This window comes from Pseudomonas palmensis (genome assembly GCF_017848315.1).
Taxonomy (GTDB): Bacteria; Pseudomonadota; Gammaproteobacteria; order Pseudomonadales; family Pseudomonadaceae; genus Aquipseudomonas; species Aquipseudomonas palmensis.
The window spans coordinates 16426-33418 of sequence record NZ_JAFKEC010000009.1; the positions used below are offsets into that span (position 1 = coordinate 16426).

A 16993-nucleotide genomic window follows, 5' to 3' on the forward strand; every position below is an offset into this window, starting at 1 on the left:
CAACAGGCGCCTTTACAGGCGCCGAACACTCACTTGGCCAACAGCGAGCGCAGCATCCAGGCAGTCTTTTCATGGGCCTGCATGCGCTGGGTCAACAGGTCGGCGGTCGGCTCGTCGCTGACCTTGTCCAGCAACGGGAACAGGCTGCGCGCGGTCCGCACCACGGCTTCCTGGCCATCGACCAGTTGCTTGATCATCTCTTCAGCCGCCGGCACACCTGGCTCCTCCTTGATCGAGGACAACTTGGCGTAGGTGGAATAAGTACCCGGCGCCGGGAAGCCCAGTGCACGAATTCGCTCGGCGATGGCATCGACTGCCAGGGCCAGTTCGTTGTACTGGCCTTCGAACATCAAGTGCAGTGTATTGAACATCGGCCCGGTCACGTTCCAGTGGAAGTTATGGGTCTTCAAGTACAGTACATATGTATCCGATAACAGATGCGACAAGCCGTCAACAATGGACTTGCGATCTTCTTCACTGATACCAATATCAATTGCCATGTACATTTCCTTCCTGTGATGTCAGTTCAACATGCTGGAAGCACTGTACCAAGAGTTGCGCGTGCCTGCAGCTCCGATTGCCGGTCTGGCGTGCGACACAGGGCTGCAGCCGCGCGGCCCGTTTGGCCCGCTGATTTGAGAAGCACCCGGCTTTGCTGTTAAATAGGCACTGTGCCGTCATTGCGCATTTTTTGTGCAATGGCGCATAGGCTGCAGCCACGCTTTGGCGCCTCATCGGTAACCGCGCACCGTGGGTTCAGCTCTTCCTGTGATATGCCTGAATAAAATGTGAGCCAAACCACCATGTTCAAGATCGTTCACCTGTTGACGGGCGCAGCTGCCTTGCTGCTGTCCCTGATTCCTAGCCTGAGGGGCGAAGCTGTCCCTTTCCTGCAACAACCCGATGCCATCTACCTGGCGCTGTTCGGGCTGCTCAACCTGATCCTGGTGCCTGTGCTGCCAATGCACTACCGCGGCGCGCGCCAGTACCTGCAACACACTGCCAGCGCGCTGCTGGTGCTTGCAGTGGTATTGCAAGCGGTCACTGTGCTGCTGCGCCCGGAGCTGGGCAATGTCGCGGCCATGGTCTGCGCCCTGCTGGCCGTGCTGCTGCATCTGGTGGCGGGCCTGGCCAAGGTTGGCCGTGCGCGCAGCCAGGCACCTGCCTACGACATGAGCAACCGCGACACGGGCACCGTGAAGTGGTTCAACACGTCCAAGGGCTTTGGATTCATTTCGCGGGATTCCGGCGATGACATCTTCGTGCACTTCCGGGCCATTCGTGGCGAGGGTCACCGGGTGCTGGTGGAGGGTCAGCGTGTGGAGTTTTCGGTGATGAACCGGGACAAGGGCCTGCAGGCCGAGGATGTGATTGCGGCACCGCGTCGCTGATCCTCGCGTGAAGAACCGCGACGGCCACTCGGCCGATCGCGGTTTTTTTACGCCTACTCACCCGCCCTGTTCTGCTGTCGATCTGCACTGAGCCTTTAGGCCCGCTGCGCGAGGCGCATGCATCAATAGTGCGGGGGCGGCGCTTCTTCCTCGTTGGACTCGTACTGCCCCACCATCTCCTCATAACGCTTGAGCAGCGCGCCCATCTGCAGCTGCAGCCGCTCAACCACCCGCTGCTGCTCCACCAGCACATCGTTCAGCGCCAGCAGCGTATCGTCCTGAAATGCCAGACGACTCTCCAACTCGGTTACCCGTGCTTCCAGGGTCATGATTCAAGCCTCGATCGGTTGAAGATAATCACCAAGCTCACGCTCGACGATGCGGCGCACATGAGCCAGCGCCTCGGCGGTATAAACCAGCGCCGGCACGCGCCCCCACACCGGGCCAGGCCATGCCACATCGCTCTGGCGTCGCACGATCACATGCATGTGCAACTGACTCACGACGTTGCCCAGGGTCGCGACATTCATCTTGTCGGCATCGAACAGCCCGTCGAGCAACTTGGCCAGCAACGTGGTCTCTTGCCAGAGTTGCTGCTGCGCCTCTTCATCAAGTTCGAATACTTCGCTGACAGCAGGACGCCGCGGCACCAGAATGAACCACGGATAGTTAGCATCCTTACTAAGTAACAAGCGACAAAGAGGAAAGTCCCCCAACGCAATCGTGTCTTGTTGCAAACGTGAATCAAGAGCAAACACAGAACAATCTCCTCGCACCTTTCAATCCCGATACCTGCACGCGGCAGGTGATTGACGCAAGGATACTCCCGATTGGAGTCACAGGCATGAGTACATGGCGCTCCATCCCGGGGCAGGCAGACCACACTGCACGCAGGAGGTCCGCTCACGCCGGTAACAAAACGCTACTTTTCGCACCAAAATAGCGCCTCGCGAACACAATCAGCACCGCCTCCTACCGAAAACTACTCACTTGTCCTACAAGCCGGTAACGTTTTGACTTCAAAGTCGATTTTTTGCTTATTCCGCGACGGCATCGACCCTCAAACCAAAAGATCTGTACACCCCCGGTTTTCGGGCACCACGCGCCCTTCGGCCGACGAAATGTGAAAATTTCATCAACGCACCGCGCAATTGAGCACGCTTGTTGCATTCATCTCTGCCCAACGTCGGCATGGCGCCTGCATAAGCAAGCCAAGTGCGACAAATAACAACAGCTGCAAGGGCAACCAGGGAGTTTTGGCATCAAAGGCTTGGCGTGATTGCGCTGCCTTTGCTGCTCTGCGAAACAGCGCTGTAGTTGAACGCACCGGTCATGCCGGGGCGTAATTTGCGACAGGGATTTAACCGTTTGCGACGGGACCATAAAGTTAATGAAAGGTTCCTTTCGCAAGTATCGCCAACGACAGTCAGCGTGATATACATTTCGCCGACTCAAAAAAGAAAGAGCCGCCCCATAAAAAAACCAGGGGGCAAGGCCGTAATCTTCCAAAACCAAAGGAGCAAATCACGATGCGCGTGATGAAGTGGAGCATAATCGCCCTGGCCGTAGCGGCAGGCACCTCGCAGCTGGCCATGGCGTCTTCTCAGGATGAATCCAAGGGGTTTGTAGAAGACAGCAGCTTGAACGTCAAACTTCGCAACCTGTACTTCAGCCGTGACTACCGCAACGTCCCCAACACCGAGCAGAGCCGCGCTGCAGAGTGGGGCCAAGGCTTCATCGGCACCTTCGAGTCGGGCTTCACCCAAGGCACCATCGGCGTCGGCGTCGACGCAATCGGCATGCTGGGCCTGAAACTGGACGGCGGTAAGGGCACTGCCGGCACCGGCCTGTTCCCGACCGGCTCCGACGAGCGCTCGCAGGACGACTACTCCAAAGGCGGCGCAGCCATCAAGTTCCGGATTTCCGACACCGTCCTGAAAGTGGGTGACCAGTTCACCTCGCTGCCAGTGCTGGCCACCGACGACAGCCGCCTGCTGCCTGAAATGGCCCAGGGCGCGTTGATCACCAGCAACGAAATCAAGGGGCTGACGCTCAACGCCGGTCGCTTCACCAGCATCACCGCACAAGACCAGACCAACCGTGACGGCGGCATCCACCTGACCAAGGCCGACGTACTGGGCGGCACCTACGCGTTCAGCGACGAGCTCAGCACCAGCCTCTACTACTCCAAGGTCGAAGACTACTGGCGCAAATACTACGCCAACGTGAACTGGAGCCTGCCGATCAACGACGAGCAGGGCCTGGTGTTCGACTTCAACTTCTACAACACCAAGAGCACCGGCGCCGCGCTGGAAAAAGCCTACGACGGCGACAAGATCGACAGCCGTGCATTCAGCCTGTCCGCCGCCTACACCATCGGCGCGCACACCTTCACCCTGGCGCACCAGCGCATCAGCGGCGACGGCGGCTACGCCTACGGCGTCGACGGCGGCGGTACCGTGTTCCTGGCCAACTCGGTGGCACGTTCGGACTTCAACTCCGAAGACGAGAAATCCTGGCAGGCTCGCTACGACATCAACATGGCCACCTTCGGCGTACCGGGCCTGAGCTTCATGACCCGCTACATCCGTGGTACCGATGCCAACGTTTCCTCCGGCAACAACGGCAAAGAGTGGGAACGCGACATCGAAGCCAAGTACGTACTGCAGGAAGGCCCGGCCAAAGACCTGAGCTTCCGCGTTCGCCAGGCCACCTACCGCTCCAGCGATGCGGTGTACAACAACTCGTCGCCTTCGATCGACGAACTGCGCCTGATCGTCGAGTACCCGCTGAGCATCCTGTAAGCCTTCCGGCTCACGGACCCCAGCTCGAAAAAGCCCGGCCCTGCCGGGCTTTTTCTTTTGTGTTGATGCACTTGGCGCAGTTTCCCGCGCCACCATCCTATACGTCACCGAATCGCCCCCGTACAATGCGGGGTCATTTCAGTTAAGCAACCGACAACGGCCTACCATGCGCACCAGTCAATATTTGCTCGCCACACAGAAAGAAACCCCTTCCGACGCGGTCGTCATCAGCCACCAGCTCATGCTGCGTGCCGGCATGATCCGCAAGCTCGCATCCGGCCTTTATACCTGGCTGCCGATGGGCCTTCGCGTGATGCGCAAGGTCGAAGCCGTGGTACGCGAGGAAATGAACGCCGCAGGCGCCCTGGAAGTGCTGATGCCGGCCATTCAGCCCGCTGAACTGTGGCAGGAGTCCGGCCGCTGGGAGCAGTACGGCCCCGAGCTGCTGCGCCTGAAGGACCGTCATGGTCGCGAGTTCTGCGTGGGGCCTACCCACGAAGAGGTCATCACCGACCTCGCGCGCAACGAGCTGAGCAGCTATAAACAGCTGCCACTGAACATGTACCAGATCCAGACCAAGTTCCGCGACGAGATCCGTCCGCGCTTCGGCCTGATGCGCGGTCGCGAGTTCATCATGAAGGATGCCTACTCCTTCCATGCCGACCAGGCGTCCCTGCAGCAAACCTATGACCGCATGCACCAGGCGTACTGCAATGTGTTCACCCGCCTGGGCCTGGATTTCCGCCCCGTGCAGGCCGACACCGGCTCGATCGGTGGCAGCTGGTCCCACGAATTCCATGTGCTGGCCGAGTCTGGTGAAGACGACGTGATCTTCAGCGACAGCTCCGACTACGCCGCCAACATCGAGAAGGCCGAAGCGATCCCACGGGAAACCGTGCGCCCTGCCCCCACCGAGGAGCTGCGCCTGGTCGATACCCCGGACGCGAAAACCATCGCCGCCCTGGTCGAAAACTACGGCGTGCCGATCGAGCGCACCGTCAAGACCCTGATCGTGCATGCCGCCGAAGAAGGCAAGCTGATTGCCCTGATCGTCCGCGGCGACCACGAGCTCAACGAAATCAAGGCTGCCAACCTGCCACAGGTGGCCAGCCCGCTGGTGATGGCCAGCGACGCCGAACTGCGCGACGCCATCGGGGCCGGCGCCGGTTCCCTGGGCCCGCTGAACCTGCCGCTGCCGTGCATCATCGACCGTTCCGTGGCCTTCATGAGCGACTTCGGCATCGGTGCCAACATCGACGACAAGCACTATTTCGGCGTGAACTGGGAGCGCGACCTGCCTGTACCGGAAATCGCCGACCTGCGCAACGTTGTAGCCGGCGACCCGAGCCCGGACGGCAAGGGTACGCTGATGATCAAGCGCGGCATCGAAGTCGGGCACATCTTCCAGCTGGGCACCAAGTACAGTGAAGCACTCAAGTGCCAGGTGCTGGGCGAGAACGGCAAGCCGGTGACCCTGGCCATGGGCTGCTACGGCATTGGTGTTTCGCGCGTGGTCGCCGCTGCCATCGAGCAGAACTACGACGACAAGGGCATCATCTGGAGCGATAGCCTCGCGCCATTCCAGATCGCCCTGGTACCGCTGCGCTACGAAACCGCCGAAGTGCGCGAAGCCACCGACAAGCTCTACGCCGAGCTGACAGCCGCCGGTTTCGAAGTGCTGCTGGACGACCGTGACAAGAAAACCAGCCCGGGGATCAAGTTCGCCGACATGGAACTGATCGGCATCCCGCACCGCATCGTGGTCAGCGACCGGAGCCTGGCCGAAGGCAACCTGGAATACAAGTACCGCAAGGACAGCGAGGCCCAGGCCTTGCCCGTGGCCGAGGTGCTGTCGTTCCTGCAAGCCCGTATTCGTCGCTGATAGCCAACACAAGAGTAGCCATGTTCAAGCGAATCACCTTCGGAGGCGCCGCCCTGTGCGGCGCCGTGCTGCTCAGCGGCTGCGCCAACCAGATGTCCCAGCGCAGCGAGCATGAGGAGCGGATCGAGCGCAAGCTGCTCGAGCACAGCCTGCAGATCGATGTCGGAGAGCCCAAGGTACTCGAGCTGCCGCAACGGCGCGTGCGCGTTCACGAACAGAAGAACTTCGAAGTCACCGAATTCGAAGTGACCCGTCGTTATGATCGCTACACGCCCTACCAACCCTGGCGCGAAATCTACGAGATCCCGCTGGGCGCAGTGGCCGTGGTTGCCGGTATCGGCGCCAATGTGGTCAATGTGTTCGCACTGGGCAACCTGCCCGACAGCGTGACCCATGACTGGCTCAGCTATGGCGTGGCCGGGCTCAACCCGTTCATGAACGTGCAGTCCAACGGCCGCGCACAACAGAACCTGGCCAGTATCAGCGAAGTGCAGAAGGACAAACGCCAGGAGTACACCAGCCTGCCGTGGGGCGAACGCCCGGTCGAGGTCAAGGCTGGCAAGCTCACCCACGAGCTGACCACCGACCGCAATGGTGTGTTGCGCCTGAACCTGCTCGACAGCCCGTTCACCGAACAGAACCTGACCCAGGTGGGCACCTTGCACCTGGCCGTGGCCGATGAAGAAAACAACGTGCGTGCCGACGCAAGCCTGCTGCTCAGCCCAACGCTGCGCGGCAAACTGGTCGAAGCCCATGAGCTGATCTACGACGACCTTGAAGACGACGAGGTGAGCGAGTGGGTGCACCGGGTCAAGCGCTTGTCCGAACTCGGCCTGGAAGAGGAAGCCAGCGAGCTGGAACAGAGCCTGATCGAGCTGACCCGCAATGATCCGGAGCTGCAACAGGAGTTTCTCAAGGCGCTGACCAGGGATGCCGGCCGCCTGGTGGCAGACCCCGGCGCGAAGTAGCTCCAGCACCATGAACGCCAGGCATCGACCACGATGCCTGGCGTTTCACTCGGGTGTGAACAGCTCTAGCTGAACATGCGCCCCGCGCAAGTCGTGCAACCGCACGCCAATTCCCAGCAACCTGACCGGCTTGGCGCCACGCGCGAAAGCCTGGCTGAGCAGTTGCCGGTAGCTTTCAAGATCACGCCCCGCCCCCGCCTGCTCCAGGGTGGTCTGGGTGAAGTCATGGAACTTGACCTTGACGAACGGCTTGCCCGGCCGGTAACTGTCGTCGATCCGGGCCATGCGACCGCCCAGCGATTCCAGCAGTTCAGGCAGCTTTTCAAGGCAGCTGGCCAGGTCCGGCAGGTCGCTGTCGTAGGTGTTCTCGACGCTCACCGACTGGCGCCGGCTGTCGTTGTGCACCACCCGCTCGTCAATGCCGCGCGCCAGCCCGTAAAGACGCTCGCCGAAACTGCCGAACTCGCGGACCAGGGCCAGGCGGTCCCACTCGCGCAGATCCTTGCAATCGACAATGCCCAGGCGCCCCAGCTTGTCAGCCGTGACCTTGCCAACCCCATGCAGCTTGGTCACTGGCAAGCAGGCGACGAAGTCTTGCACCTGTGCCGGGGTAATCACGAACAATCCGTTGGGTTTGCGCCAGTCACTGGCAATCTTGGCCAGGAACTTGTTGGGCGCCACCCCCGCCGATACCGTGATGTGCAGGCGCTGGGACACCCGCCGGCGAATGTCGTCGGCAATGCGCGTGGCACTGCCGGAAAACTTCGGGCTGTCGGATACGTCCAGATAGGCTTCATCCAGCGACAATGGCTCGATCAGCTCGGTGTACTCGCGGAAGATGTTGTGAATCTCCCGCGAGGCTTCCTTATAGGCATCCATGCGCGGCTTGACGATGGTCAGGTCGGGGCACAGCTTCAACGCGTGGTGCGACGACATCGCAGAGCGTACGCCAAAGGCCCGCGCTTCGTAGTTGCAGGTAGCAATCACCCCGCGTCGGTCGGCCGAGCCACCCACGGCCAGAGGCTTGCCGGCCAGCCGCGGGTCGTCGCGCATCTCGATGGCTGCGTAGAAACAGTCGCAATCGATGTGGATGATCTTGCGTTGGGACATGGATGACCGTTAACACCGTTGATTCGTACGCGCAGTATCTCACTCGTCACCACCGGCTGCACCCTGCACCCGTCACCCCGGGCAAATGCCCTGCAGCCCCCGCCTTAGCGCGCCCGCAGCCAGATCACAAACGCTAAGCAATTGAACAAAAAAGGATTTCTGGATTTTAGCGGTTGACACGTTCTGAGATATCTGTAGAATCCACTCCACAGACGCGGGATGGAGCAGTCTGGTAGCTCGTCGGGCTCATAACCCGAAGGTCGTCGGTTCAAATCCGGCTCCCGCAACCAAACATCAGAGAAGGCCACTTGAAAAAGTGGCCTTTTTTGTTGGGCGCTGTTTGGCCCATAGCAGGTTTTTGTTGTAAATCAACAATTAAGCATTGACAGCATCTCCATACGCTGTAGAATCCGCCCCACAGACGCGGGATGGAGCAGTCTGGTAGCTCGTCGGGCTCATAACCCGAAGGTCGTCGGTTCAAATCCGGCTCCCGCAACCAAACAACAGAAAAGGCCACTTTGAAAAAAGTGGCCTTTTTTGCGTCTGGCGAAAAGTACCTTCCCCTCCTCTCCATGCCCTTGCGGCAGCATGAAACTTCTTTAACTATCCTGATGGGCGCGGATCGGCATGATCGCGAGTAAGATTCAGACATTATTTTTCCATAGGGATTGGTAACTTGGTCGGATACATCGTCCAGTCGCGCGCAATCCAAAAAGGTGATTGATGCGCCCACAAACGCCCGAAGCAGAAACCCCCGTTAGCGCCGCCCAGCCCATCGCCCCGCATCGCCTGCGCTGGCTGGAACTGCTCAGCCGGTATCGTCAGCCGATCGGCCTGGCGGTCACCCTGCTACTGTTCGGCATCGCCCTGATTGCCTGTCGCCATCTGCTCAGCGAGCTGGATATCTATGCCCTGCACGACTCGCTGCTGAGTGTGCCCAAGCCCGCCCTGGCCGGTGCACTGCTGGCCACGGTCGCAGGCTTTGTCATCCTGCTGGGCTATGAATGGTCAGCCAGCCGTTATGCCGGGGTCCGGCTGCCTTCAGCCACCCTGGCCATGGGCGGCTTCTGTGCATTCGCCATCGGCAACGCGATCGGGTTGTCGCTGCTGTCCGGCGGCTCGGTGCGTTACCGGTTGTACGCCCGCCACGGCATAGGCGGTGCCGAAGTGGCCCGCATGACGCTGTTTGCCAGCCTGTCGCTGGGCTGCGCGCTGCCGCCGCTGGCAGCGCTGGCCACCCTGAGCAACCTGCCCGCCGCGGCCATGGCGCTGCGCACGCCGGCCCCGGTACTGGCCGCCATCGCCGTCGCGGTACTGGGCCTGAGCATGGCCCTGACCTACGGGCTGTACCGGCGTCGACTGCCGGAACAGCCGCTGGCCGACAACCTGCTGGTACGCATACGCCGACGCACGCTGCGCCTGCCGGGCGCGCGCCTGACCTTGCTGCAGCTGCTGATCACCGCACTGGACGTGGCCGCCGCCGCCACGGTGCTGTACCTGCTGCTGCCCGAGGCTCCACCCTTCGGCGCGTTCCTGCTGGTGTACCTGCTGGCCCTGGCTGCCGGTGTGCTCAGCCACGTGCCCGGCGGGGTCGGGGTCTTTGAGGCCATCCTGCTGGCCGCCTTCGCCGACCAGCTGGGGGCTGCGCCACTTGCCGCTGCGCTGCTGCTGTACCGCCTGATCTATGTCGTGCTGCCGCTGCTGGTGGCCTGCGTGGTCCTGCTGGCCAGTGAAGCCAAGCGCTTTCTGTTCGCGCGCCAGGCCATGAAGGTGGCCTCCGGGCTTGCCGCACCGGTACTGGCGATTCTGGTGTTCCTGTCGGGCGTGGTGCTGTTGTTCTCCGGGGCCACGCCCGAAATCGACACGCGCCTGGAGCACCTGGGTTTCCTGGTTCCGCACCGCTTGATCGATGCCTCGCACTTCGGCGCCAGCCTGATCGGCGTGCTGTGCCTGCTGCTGGCCCAGGGCCTGCGGCGGCGCCTGTCGGCAGCCTGGATACTCACCACCGTGCTGCTGCTGGTCGGCGCCCTGCTGTCGCTGCTCAAGGGCTTCGACTGGGAAGAGGCCAGCCTGCTGACGCTTACCGCCTGCCTGCTGGCAGTGTTCCGCGGTTCGTTCTACCGGCCCAGCCGACTGCTCGAGCTGCCCTTCTCGCCCGTCTACGTGGTGGCCAGTGCCTGTGTGATCGGCGCGTCGGTGTGGCTGCTGCTGTTCGCCTACCAGGACGTGCCCTACAGCCACCAGCTGTGGTGGCAGTTCACCCTGGACGCCGATGCCCCGCGCGGGCTGCGCTCATTGCTCGGTAGCGCGGTACTGCTGGTGATCGTTGCACTGACCTGGCTGCTGCGTACCGCACGCCCGACCATACACCTGCCCACAGGTGACGAGCTGCAACGGGCCAACCGCATCCTGCAGAGCTCCGACCAGCCCGATGGCGGCCTGGCGCTGACCGGCGACAAGGCGTTGCTGTTCCACCCTCAGGATGACGCCTTCCTGATGTACGCCCGCCGCGGGCGCAGCCTGGTGGCGCTGTACGACCCGATCGGCCCGGCCCAGCGCCGCGCCGAGATGATCTGGCAGTTTCGCGACCTGTGCGATATCCACCACGCTCGACCGGTGTTCTACCAGGTGCGTGCCGAGAACCTGCCCTTCTACATGGACATCGGCCTGACCGCGATCAAGCTGGGCGAAGAGGCCCGCGTGGACCTGCTGCGCTTCGACCTCGACGCCAAGGGCAAGGAGATGAAAGACCTGCGCTATACCTGGAACCGCGGCGGGCGCGACGGCCTGAGCCTGGAGATCCATGAGCCCGGGCAAGCCCCGCTCGAGGAACTGAAGGTGATTTCCGATGCCTGGCTCGAAGGCAAGAACGTGCGCGAAAAAGGCTTTTCGCTGGGCCGCTTCAGCGCAGAGTACCTGCAGCACTTCCGCATCGCGCTGATTCGCTTCCAGGGCCAGCCGGTGGCCTTTGCCAACCTGCTCGAAACCCACAGCCGCGAGCTGGCCAGCCTGGACCTGATGCGCGCGCACCCGCAAGCACCAAAGCTGACCATGGAGTTTCTGATGATCGGCCTGATCCAACACTACAAGACGCATGGATATGCGCGCTTCAGCCTCGGCATGGTGCCGTTGTCCGGGCTGCAGCCGCGTCGCGGCGCACCTCTGACCCAGCGCCTGGGCTCGATGGTGTTCCAGCGCGGCGAGCAACTGTACAACTTCCAGGGCCTGCGCCGCTTCAAAGACAAGTTCCAGCCTGACTGGGAACCCCGTTACATGGCCGTACCCGCCGGGCTCGATCCCCTGGTGGCCCTGGCCGATACCGCCGCCCTGATTGCAGGCGGCCTGACCGGATTGGTGAAACGCTGATGATTCGACGCTACTGGCTTCATGTACTGGCCGCCCTGGTGCTGGCCCTGCTCGCGGCGGCCCTGGGCTTCTGGCTGTGGGCCCGCCCTGCCCCGCAACCGCACCTTGAACATTTGACCCTGGCCGATGGCAACAGCCTGGTGCGGGTTACCCCAAGCACGCGAGGCAAGGACCTGGTGGCCGTGGCCGTGCCGCAGGACCAGGCCCTGAGCGACAAGCAACTGATCGACCTGAGCCAGAGTGCCCGCGCCCAGCTGGTACAGGTGATCCTGCCGCCGAGCGACTGCAACCTGCAGCAGCAGGCGCTGCAGCAGGCCTTGCAACAGTTGCAGGGCACGCCGACGCTGGTTGCCGGCATCGGCCCGGGAGCCGGGCTGGCCTGGAGCTGGCTGGCCGGGCAGACCAACGACAAGGCCCAGGCCATCTCCGTGGGGTTCAGCATCGAGCAGCCCGGCTGCAGCGCCGCGCTGCCCAAGTCGGCCGCCCATGGTCACTGGAACGTGGCCTGGAACGACAACCCGGATGACGCCAGCGCCGCCTTCGTGCGCGACCAGGCCAATGCACAGACCAGCATCAGCGATTACGACATCCACCTGCCCCAGGTGCTCAAGGCCCAGCTGACCCAGGCCCTGCTGGGCGTGGATGGCAATGCATTGAGCATTCCGGTGGTGGAGGTACCGGCCGGCCAGACCACCGACACCGTGACGCTGTTCCTGTCCGGCGATGGCGGCTGGCGCGACCTTGACCGCGACGTGGCGGGCGAGATGGCCAAGCTGGGCTACCCGGTGGTGGGCATCGATACCCTGCGCTACTACTGGCAGCACAAGACACCGGAGCAGAGCGCAGTCGACCTGTCCGAGCTGATGCAGCACTACCGCCAGAAGTGGGGCACCAAACGCTTCGTACTGACCGGCTATTCATTCGGTGCCGACGTGCTGCCGGCGATCTACAACCGCTTGCCACCCGAAGACCAGAAGCGCATCGATGCGGTGATTCTGCTGGCGTTCGCGCGCAGTGGCAGTTTCGAGATCGAGGTCGAGGGCTGGCTGGGCAATGCCGGCAAGGAAGCGCCAACCGGGCCTGAGATGGCCAGGATGCCGCCGAGCAAGGTGCTGTGCATCTATGGTGAAGAAGAGGCCGATGAAAGCGGCTGCACCGACCATACCGCCGTGGGTGAGCGCGTGAAGCTGCCCGGCGGGCACCACTTCGACGAAAACTACCCGGCCCTGGCCAAGCGCCTGATCAGCGAGATCGAAACGCGCCAGGGGAAGTCCAGCGTCGCTGAACAGTAGAAGCCTCGCCGGCAAGGCCGGCTCCTGCAACGGATCGCATCCTGCAGGAGCCGCCTTAGCGGCGAAAGCCCCCGCTAGATCTCCACCTGCGTACCCAGCTCGATCACCCGGTTCAATGGCAGGTTGAAGAACCTCAGGTTGCCGTTGGCATTCTTCAGCAGGAAGGCAAACAGCACCCCGCGCCAGCGCGACATGCCCACCAGCTTGGATGCGATCACCGTCTCGCGGCTGAGGAAGTAGGTGGTGCGCATGGGGCTAAAATCCAGCTCGTCCAGGTGACACAGCTTCAACGCCGCCGGCACGTCCGGCTCGTCCATGAAGCCGAAATGCAGGATCACCCGGTAGAACCCCTCGCCATACCCCTCCACCTCGAAACGCCGCTGTGGCGGTACCCGCGGTGAATCCTCGTTGACCACGGTGAGCAACACCACCTGGCGGTGCAGCACCTGGTTGTGCAGCATGTTGTGCAGCAGCGCATGGGGCACCGCGTCCGAACGCGCGGTCAGGAACACCGCCGTACCTTCCACACGGTGCGGCGGCTGCACGCGGATGCTGGCGATGAACACCGGCAATGGCAACGCGCCTTCATCCAGGCGCTCCACCAGGATCTGCTTGCCGCGCTTCCAGGTGGTCATCAGGATGAACAGCGCAATCCCTGCCAGCACCGGGAATGCCCCACCCTGCAGCACCTTGGGCACGTTGGCGGCAAAGAACAGCCCGTCGACGAACAGAAAGCCCAGCAGTACCGGTACCGCCAGCAGCGGTGGCCACTTCCACAGCAGCAACATCACCGCCGACACCAGGATGGTGGTGATCAGCATGGTCCCGGTTACCGCAACGCCATAGGCCGACGCCAGCGCGCCGGAGGACTCGAAGCCCAGCACCAGCAGGATCACCCCGACCATCAGCGACCAGTTGACCGCCCCGATGTAGATCTGCCCCTGCTCGTCGCTGGAGGTGTGCTGGATCTGCATGCGCGGCACATAACCAAGCTGGATGGCCTGGCGGGTGAGGGAGAAGGCCCCGGAAATCACCGCCTGGGAAGCGATCACGGTGGCCAGGGTGGCCAGCCCGACCAGCGGCACCAGCGCCCAGCCGGGGGCCAGCAGGTAGAACGGGTTGCGTGCCGCTTCGGGGTTCTCCAGCAGCAATGCGCCCTGACCGAAATAGTTGAGCACCAGCGCCGGCAGCACCAGCGCGAACCACGCCCGCGCGATCGGTTTGCGGCCAAAATGCCCCATGTCGGCGTACAAGGCCTCGGCCCCGGTCAGCGCCAGCACCACGGCGCCCAGAATCGCCACGCCCATGCCGGGGTGGACGATGAAGAAGCGCACAGCCCAGATCGGGTTGAGCGCCTGCAGCACTTCGGGGCGCTGGACGATGCCGTGCACGCCCAGGGCCGCCAGCACCACGAACCAGGCCACCATCACCGGCCCGAACAGAATGCCGATGCGCGCGGTACCGTGCTTCTGGATCAGGAACAGCGCCACCAGCACGACCAGCGCCACCGGTATCACCCAGTGATCGATGCCATCGAACGCCAGTTGCATGCCTTCGACCGCCGACAGCACCGAAATCGCCGGGGTGATCATGCTGTCGCCATAGAACAGCGCCGCACCGAACAAGCCGAACACCACCAGCAGCGCACGCAATCTGGGATAAGGCGCAGCCGCTCGTCGGGCTAGCGCGGTCAGGGCCATGATGCCACCCTCCCCCTGGTTGTCCGCGCGCAGGATGAACAGCACGTACTTGATCGACACCACCCAGATCAGCGACCACAGGATCAACGCCAGGATGCCCAGCACACCATCATGGTTGACCGGCACCCCATAGCCGCCGGAGAAGACTTCCTTGAGGGTATACAAGGGGCTGGTACCGATATCGCCGTATACCACCCCGACTGCCGCCACCAGCAGGCTCAGCGGCTTTGCCGCCGTCTGCCCGGCATTGGCCTGACTGCTTGCCTGAACCATCAACCACTCCCGCAACCAAGACCCAGAGGCCGGCGAAATTCGCGCCAGGCGCTATCATTTTTGCAACCCGCCGCAGCGTGCCGAACGCAGCGCTGAACGACGCGGGAGCGATGGCGCGAAGCATAGCGCAGCGTTCGTCGCATTTCTGCTAGTCAAGCGCGTTGTGCCTCGCTAGAATTGCGCACTTTTTGATCAGAGGCGCCCCAAAGCGCCCGTCAGGGCTGCCACCTTCGCGTGCCAAGCAGCCCCTCTACACCGAGGTTAACCATGTCCACCACCGCCACGCCCACCACGCCAAAGGTCGGCTTCGTTTCCCTGGGTTGCCCCAAAGCCCTGGTCGATTCCGAGCGCATCCTGACCCAGCTGCGCATGGAAGGCTATGAAGTCGTGCCCACCTACGAGGATGCCGACGTGGTGGTGGTCAACACCTGTGGCTTCATCGACTCGGCCAAGGCCGAATCGCTGGAAGTGATCGGCGAGGCCATCAAGGAAAACGGCAAGGTCATCGTTACCGGCTGCATGGGTGTCGACGCCAACAACATTCGCGACGTGCACCCCAGCGTGTTGTCGGTGTCCGGGCCGCAGCAGTACGAGCAGGTAGTCAACGCCGTGCACGAAGTGGTGCCACCACGTCAGGACCACAATCCGCTGATCGATCTGGTGCCGCCCCAGGGTGTCAAGCTGACCCCGCGTCACTACGCCTACCTGAAGATTTCCGAAGGCTGCAACCACACCTGCAGCTTCTGCATCATTCCGTCGATGCGTGGCAAGCTGGTCAGCCGCCCGGTGGGCGAGGTGCTGAGCGAGGCCGAGCGCCTGGTCAAGGCCGGCGTCAAGGAGCTGCTGGTGATCTCCCAGGACACCAGCGCCTACGGCGTCGACGTCAAGTACAAGACCGACTTCTGGAACGGCCGGCCGGTCAAGACGCGCATGCTCGAGCTGTGCGAAGCGCTCGGCAGCCTGGGCGTGTGGGTGCGCCTGCACTATGTGTACCCGTACCCGAACGTCGATGACGTGATCCCGCTGATGGCCGCCGGCAAGCTGCTGCCGTACCTGGACATCCCGTTCCAGCACGCCAGCCCCAAGGTGCTCAAGTCGATGAAGCGCCCTGCCTTCGAAGACAAGACCCTGGCACGCATCAAGAAATGGCGCGAACAATGCCCGGAGCTGATCATCCGCTCCACCTTCATCGTCGGCTTCCCCGGCGAGACCGAGGAAGACTTCCAGTACCTGCTCGACTGGCTCACCGAAGCTCAGCTCGACCGCGTCGGCTGCTTCCAGTACTCGCCCGTCGAAGGCGCACCGGCCAACGACCTGGACCTGCCCGTGGTTCCTGATGACGTCAAGCAGGACCGCTGGGATCGCTTCATGGCCCACCAGCAGGCCATCAGCAGCGCACGCCTGCAACTGCGCATCGGCAAGCGCATCGAAGTGCTGATCGACGAAGTGGAGGAGCAGGGCTCGGTGGGCCGCAGCTTCTTCGACGCCCCGGAGATCGACGGCAATGTGTTCATCGACGGCGACCACGGCTTCAAGCCGGGGGACAAGGTCTGGTGCGTCGTCACCGATGCCGACGAATACGACCTGTGGGCCGAGCCTGTCTGACGCTTTGCGGCCTGGAAAAGCCCTGCCATCATGGCGGGGCTTTTTATTGGACTATCGTGTCCAGTACGGACACCCCAGGAGACCCTGCGATGCGCGCGCATTCCACCGTGCAAACCCCTAGCCCCCACGACTACCCTCGCCTGCTGCAGGTATGGGAAGCCTCGGTACGTGCCACCCACGATTTTCTCCCCGACAGCTACATCGTGCTGCTGCGTGAACTGGTGCCCAAGTACCTGGATGCAGTGATGCTGATCTGCTGCAAGGACAGCCAGCAACGCATCACCGGCTTTGCCGGTGTAGCGGCCGGGCGTGTCGAAATGCTGTTCGTCGACCCGCAGTATCGCGGTCAGGGCATCGGCAAGCAGTTGCTGCGGCATGCCATCAATGAGCTGAACGCCGATGAGCTCGACGTCAACGAGCAGAATCCCCAGGCCATCGGCTTCTATGCCAGCCAAGGCTTCGAAGTCATCGGGCGCTCGGAAAAGGACGGCATGGGCAAACCCTACCCCCTGCTTCACCTCAGGCTAGGTCGTACACAGTCTGCGAGCACGGGCTGAAGGACGCTGTAAGGCCGATCCGAAAATCATCCCCTCACGGCATTA

General features: G+C 62.6%; 13 protein-coding genes and 2 tRNA genes. 10 read left to right on the forward strand and 5 right to left on the reverse strand.

Going from position 1 to position 16993, the window contains the following annotated elements:
* Nucleotides 1–29 precede the first annotated feature (29 nt).
* A complete protein-coding gene (locus JZZ72_RS07660; RefSeq protein ID WP_043864248.1) occupies nucleotides 30–500 on the reverse strand; it encodes a Dps family protein in 471 nt (156 codons plus the stop codon).
* A gap of 303 nt (nucleotides 501–803) precedes the next feature.
* Here JZZ72_RS07660 and JZZ72_RS28075 point away from each other — a divergent pair, with 303 nt between their 5' ends.
* Nucleotides 804–1391, forward strand: a complete 588-nt coding sequence (locus tag JZZ72_RS28075; RefSeq protein ID WP_043864302.1) for a cold-shock protein — start codon at nucleotides 804–806, stop codon at nucleotides 1389–1391.
* Nucleotides 1392–1513: 122 nt separating this feature from the next.
* Here the strand turns inward: JZZ72_RS28075 and JZZ72_RS07670 are convergent, their stop codons facing one another.
* Entirely contained in the window at nucleotides 1514–1720 is a 207-nt protein-coding gene (locus tag JZZ72_RS07670) for a SlyX family protein (protein ID WP_043864249.1), read from the reverse strand.
* A gap of 3 nt (nucleotides 1721–1723) precedes the next feature.
* Nucleotides 1724–2149: an HIT domain-containing protein gene (locus tag JZZ72_RS07675; RefSeq protein WP_078480040.1), complete on the reverse strand. Its 426-nt coding sequence runs from the start codon at nucleotides 2147–2149 to the stop codon at nucleotides 1724–1726.
* 771 nt (nucleotides 2150–2920) lie between these two features.
* On the opposite strand from JZZ72_RS07675, the gene JZZ72_RS07680 reads away from it, so the two are divergent.
* From JZZ72_RS07680 to JZZ72_RS07690, 3 genes are all read left to right on the forward strand, one after another.
* On the forward strand, nucleotides 2921–4195 hold the full coding sequence (locus JZZ72_RS07680) for an OprD family porin (protein WP_043864251.1): 1275 nt from the start codon (nucleotides 2921–2923) through the stop codon (nucleotides 4193–4195).
* A gap of 166 nt (nucleotides 4196–4361) precedes the next feature.
* Nucleotides 4362–6077: a proline--tRNA ligase gene (locus JZZ72_RS07685; RefSeq protein ID WP_210014252.1), complete on the forward strand. Its 1716-nt coding sequence runs from the start codon at nucleotides 4362–4364 to the stop codon at nucleotides 6075–6077.
* A gap of 20 nt (nucleotides 6078–6097) precedes the next feature.
* Nucleotides 6098–7045 carry a lipoprotein gene (locus JZZ72_RS07690; RefSeq protein WP_043864253.1) on the forward strand — a complete coding sequence of 316 codons (948 nt, stop codon included), beginning with the start codon at nucleotides 6098–6100 and terminating at the stop codon, nucleotides 7043–7045.
* Between the two features lie 45 nt (nucleotides 7046–7090).
* On the opposite strand, the gene dinB is transcribed toward JZZ72_RS07690, so the two are convergent.
* On the reverse strand, nucleotides 7091–8155 hold the full coding sequence (gene dinB / locus JZZ72_RS07695) for a DNA polymerase IV (protein ID WP_043864254.1): 1065 nt from the start codon (nucleotides 8153–8155) through the stop codon (nucleotides 7091–7093).
* A 213-nt stretch (nucleotides 8156–8368) separates the two neighbouring features.
* Between dinB and JZZ72_RS07700 the strand changes: the two genes are divergently transcribed.
* The 4 genes from JZZ72_RS07700 to JZZ72_RS07715 all read left to right on the forward strand — a co-directional run bounded on the left by JZZ72_RS07700 (nucleotide 8369) and on the right by JZZ72_RS07715 (nucleotide 12813).
* Nucleotides 8369–8445, forward strand: a tRNA-Met gene (locus tag JZZ72_RS07700).
* A 132-nt stretch (nucleotides 8446–8577) separates the two neighbouring features.
* Nucleotides 8578–8654: transfer RNA gene (locus JZZ72_RS07705), tRNA-Met, on the forward strand.
* A 224-nt stretch (nucleotides 8655–8878) separates the two neighbouring features.
* Complete coding sequence (mprF, locus tag JZZ72_RS07710) at nucleotides 8879–11521, forward strand: bifunctional lysylphosphatidylglycerol flippase/synthetase MprF (protein ID WP_210014253.1); 2643 nt, start codon at nucleotides 8879–8881, stop codon at nucleotides 11519–11521.
* Nucleotides 11521–12813, forward strand: a complete 1293-nt coding sequence (locus JZZ72_RS07715) for a virulence factor family protein (protein WP_210014254.1) — start codon at nucleotides 11521–11523, stop codon at nucleotides 12811–12813. The genes mprF and JZZ72_RS07715 overlap by 1 nt, the downstream gene beginning before the upstream one ends.
* A 74-nt stretch (nucleotides 12814–12887) precedes the next feature.
* Here JZZ72_RS07715 and JZZ72_RS07720 read toward each other — a convergent pair whose 3' ends face one another.
* A complete protein-coding gene (locus JZZ72_RS07720) occupies nucleotides 12888–14786 on the reverse strand; it encodes a potassium transporter Kup (RefSeq protein ID WP_054914975.1) in 1899 nt (632 codons plus the stop codon).
* 267 nt (nucleotides 14787–15053) lie between these two features.
* Between JZZ72_RS07720 and rimO the strand changes: the two genes are divergently transcribed.
* Complete coding sequence (gene rimO, locus JZZ72_RS07725) at nucleotides 15054–16391, forward strand: 30S ribosomal protein S12 methylthiotransferase RimO (RefSeq protein WP_043864258.1); 1338 nt, start codon at nucleotides 15054–15056, stop codon at nucleotides 16389–16391.
* A gap of 89 nt (nucleotides 16392–16480) precedes the next feature.
* Nucleotides 16481–16948 carry an acetyltransferase gene (locus JZZ72_RS07730; protein ID WP_043864259.1) on the forward strand — a complete coding sequence of 156 codons (468 nt, stop codon included), beginning with the start codon at nucleotides 16481–16483 and terminating at the stop codon, nucleotides 16946–16948.
* The last annotated feature ends 45 nt before the right edge of the window (nucleotides 16949–16993 follow it).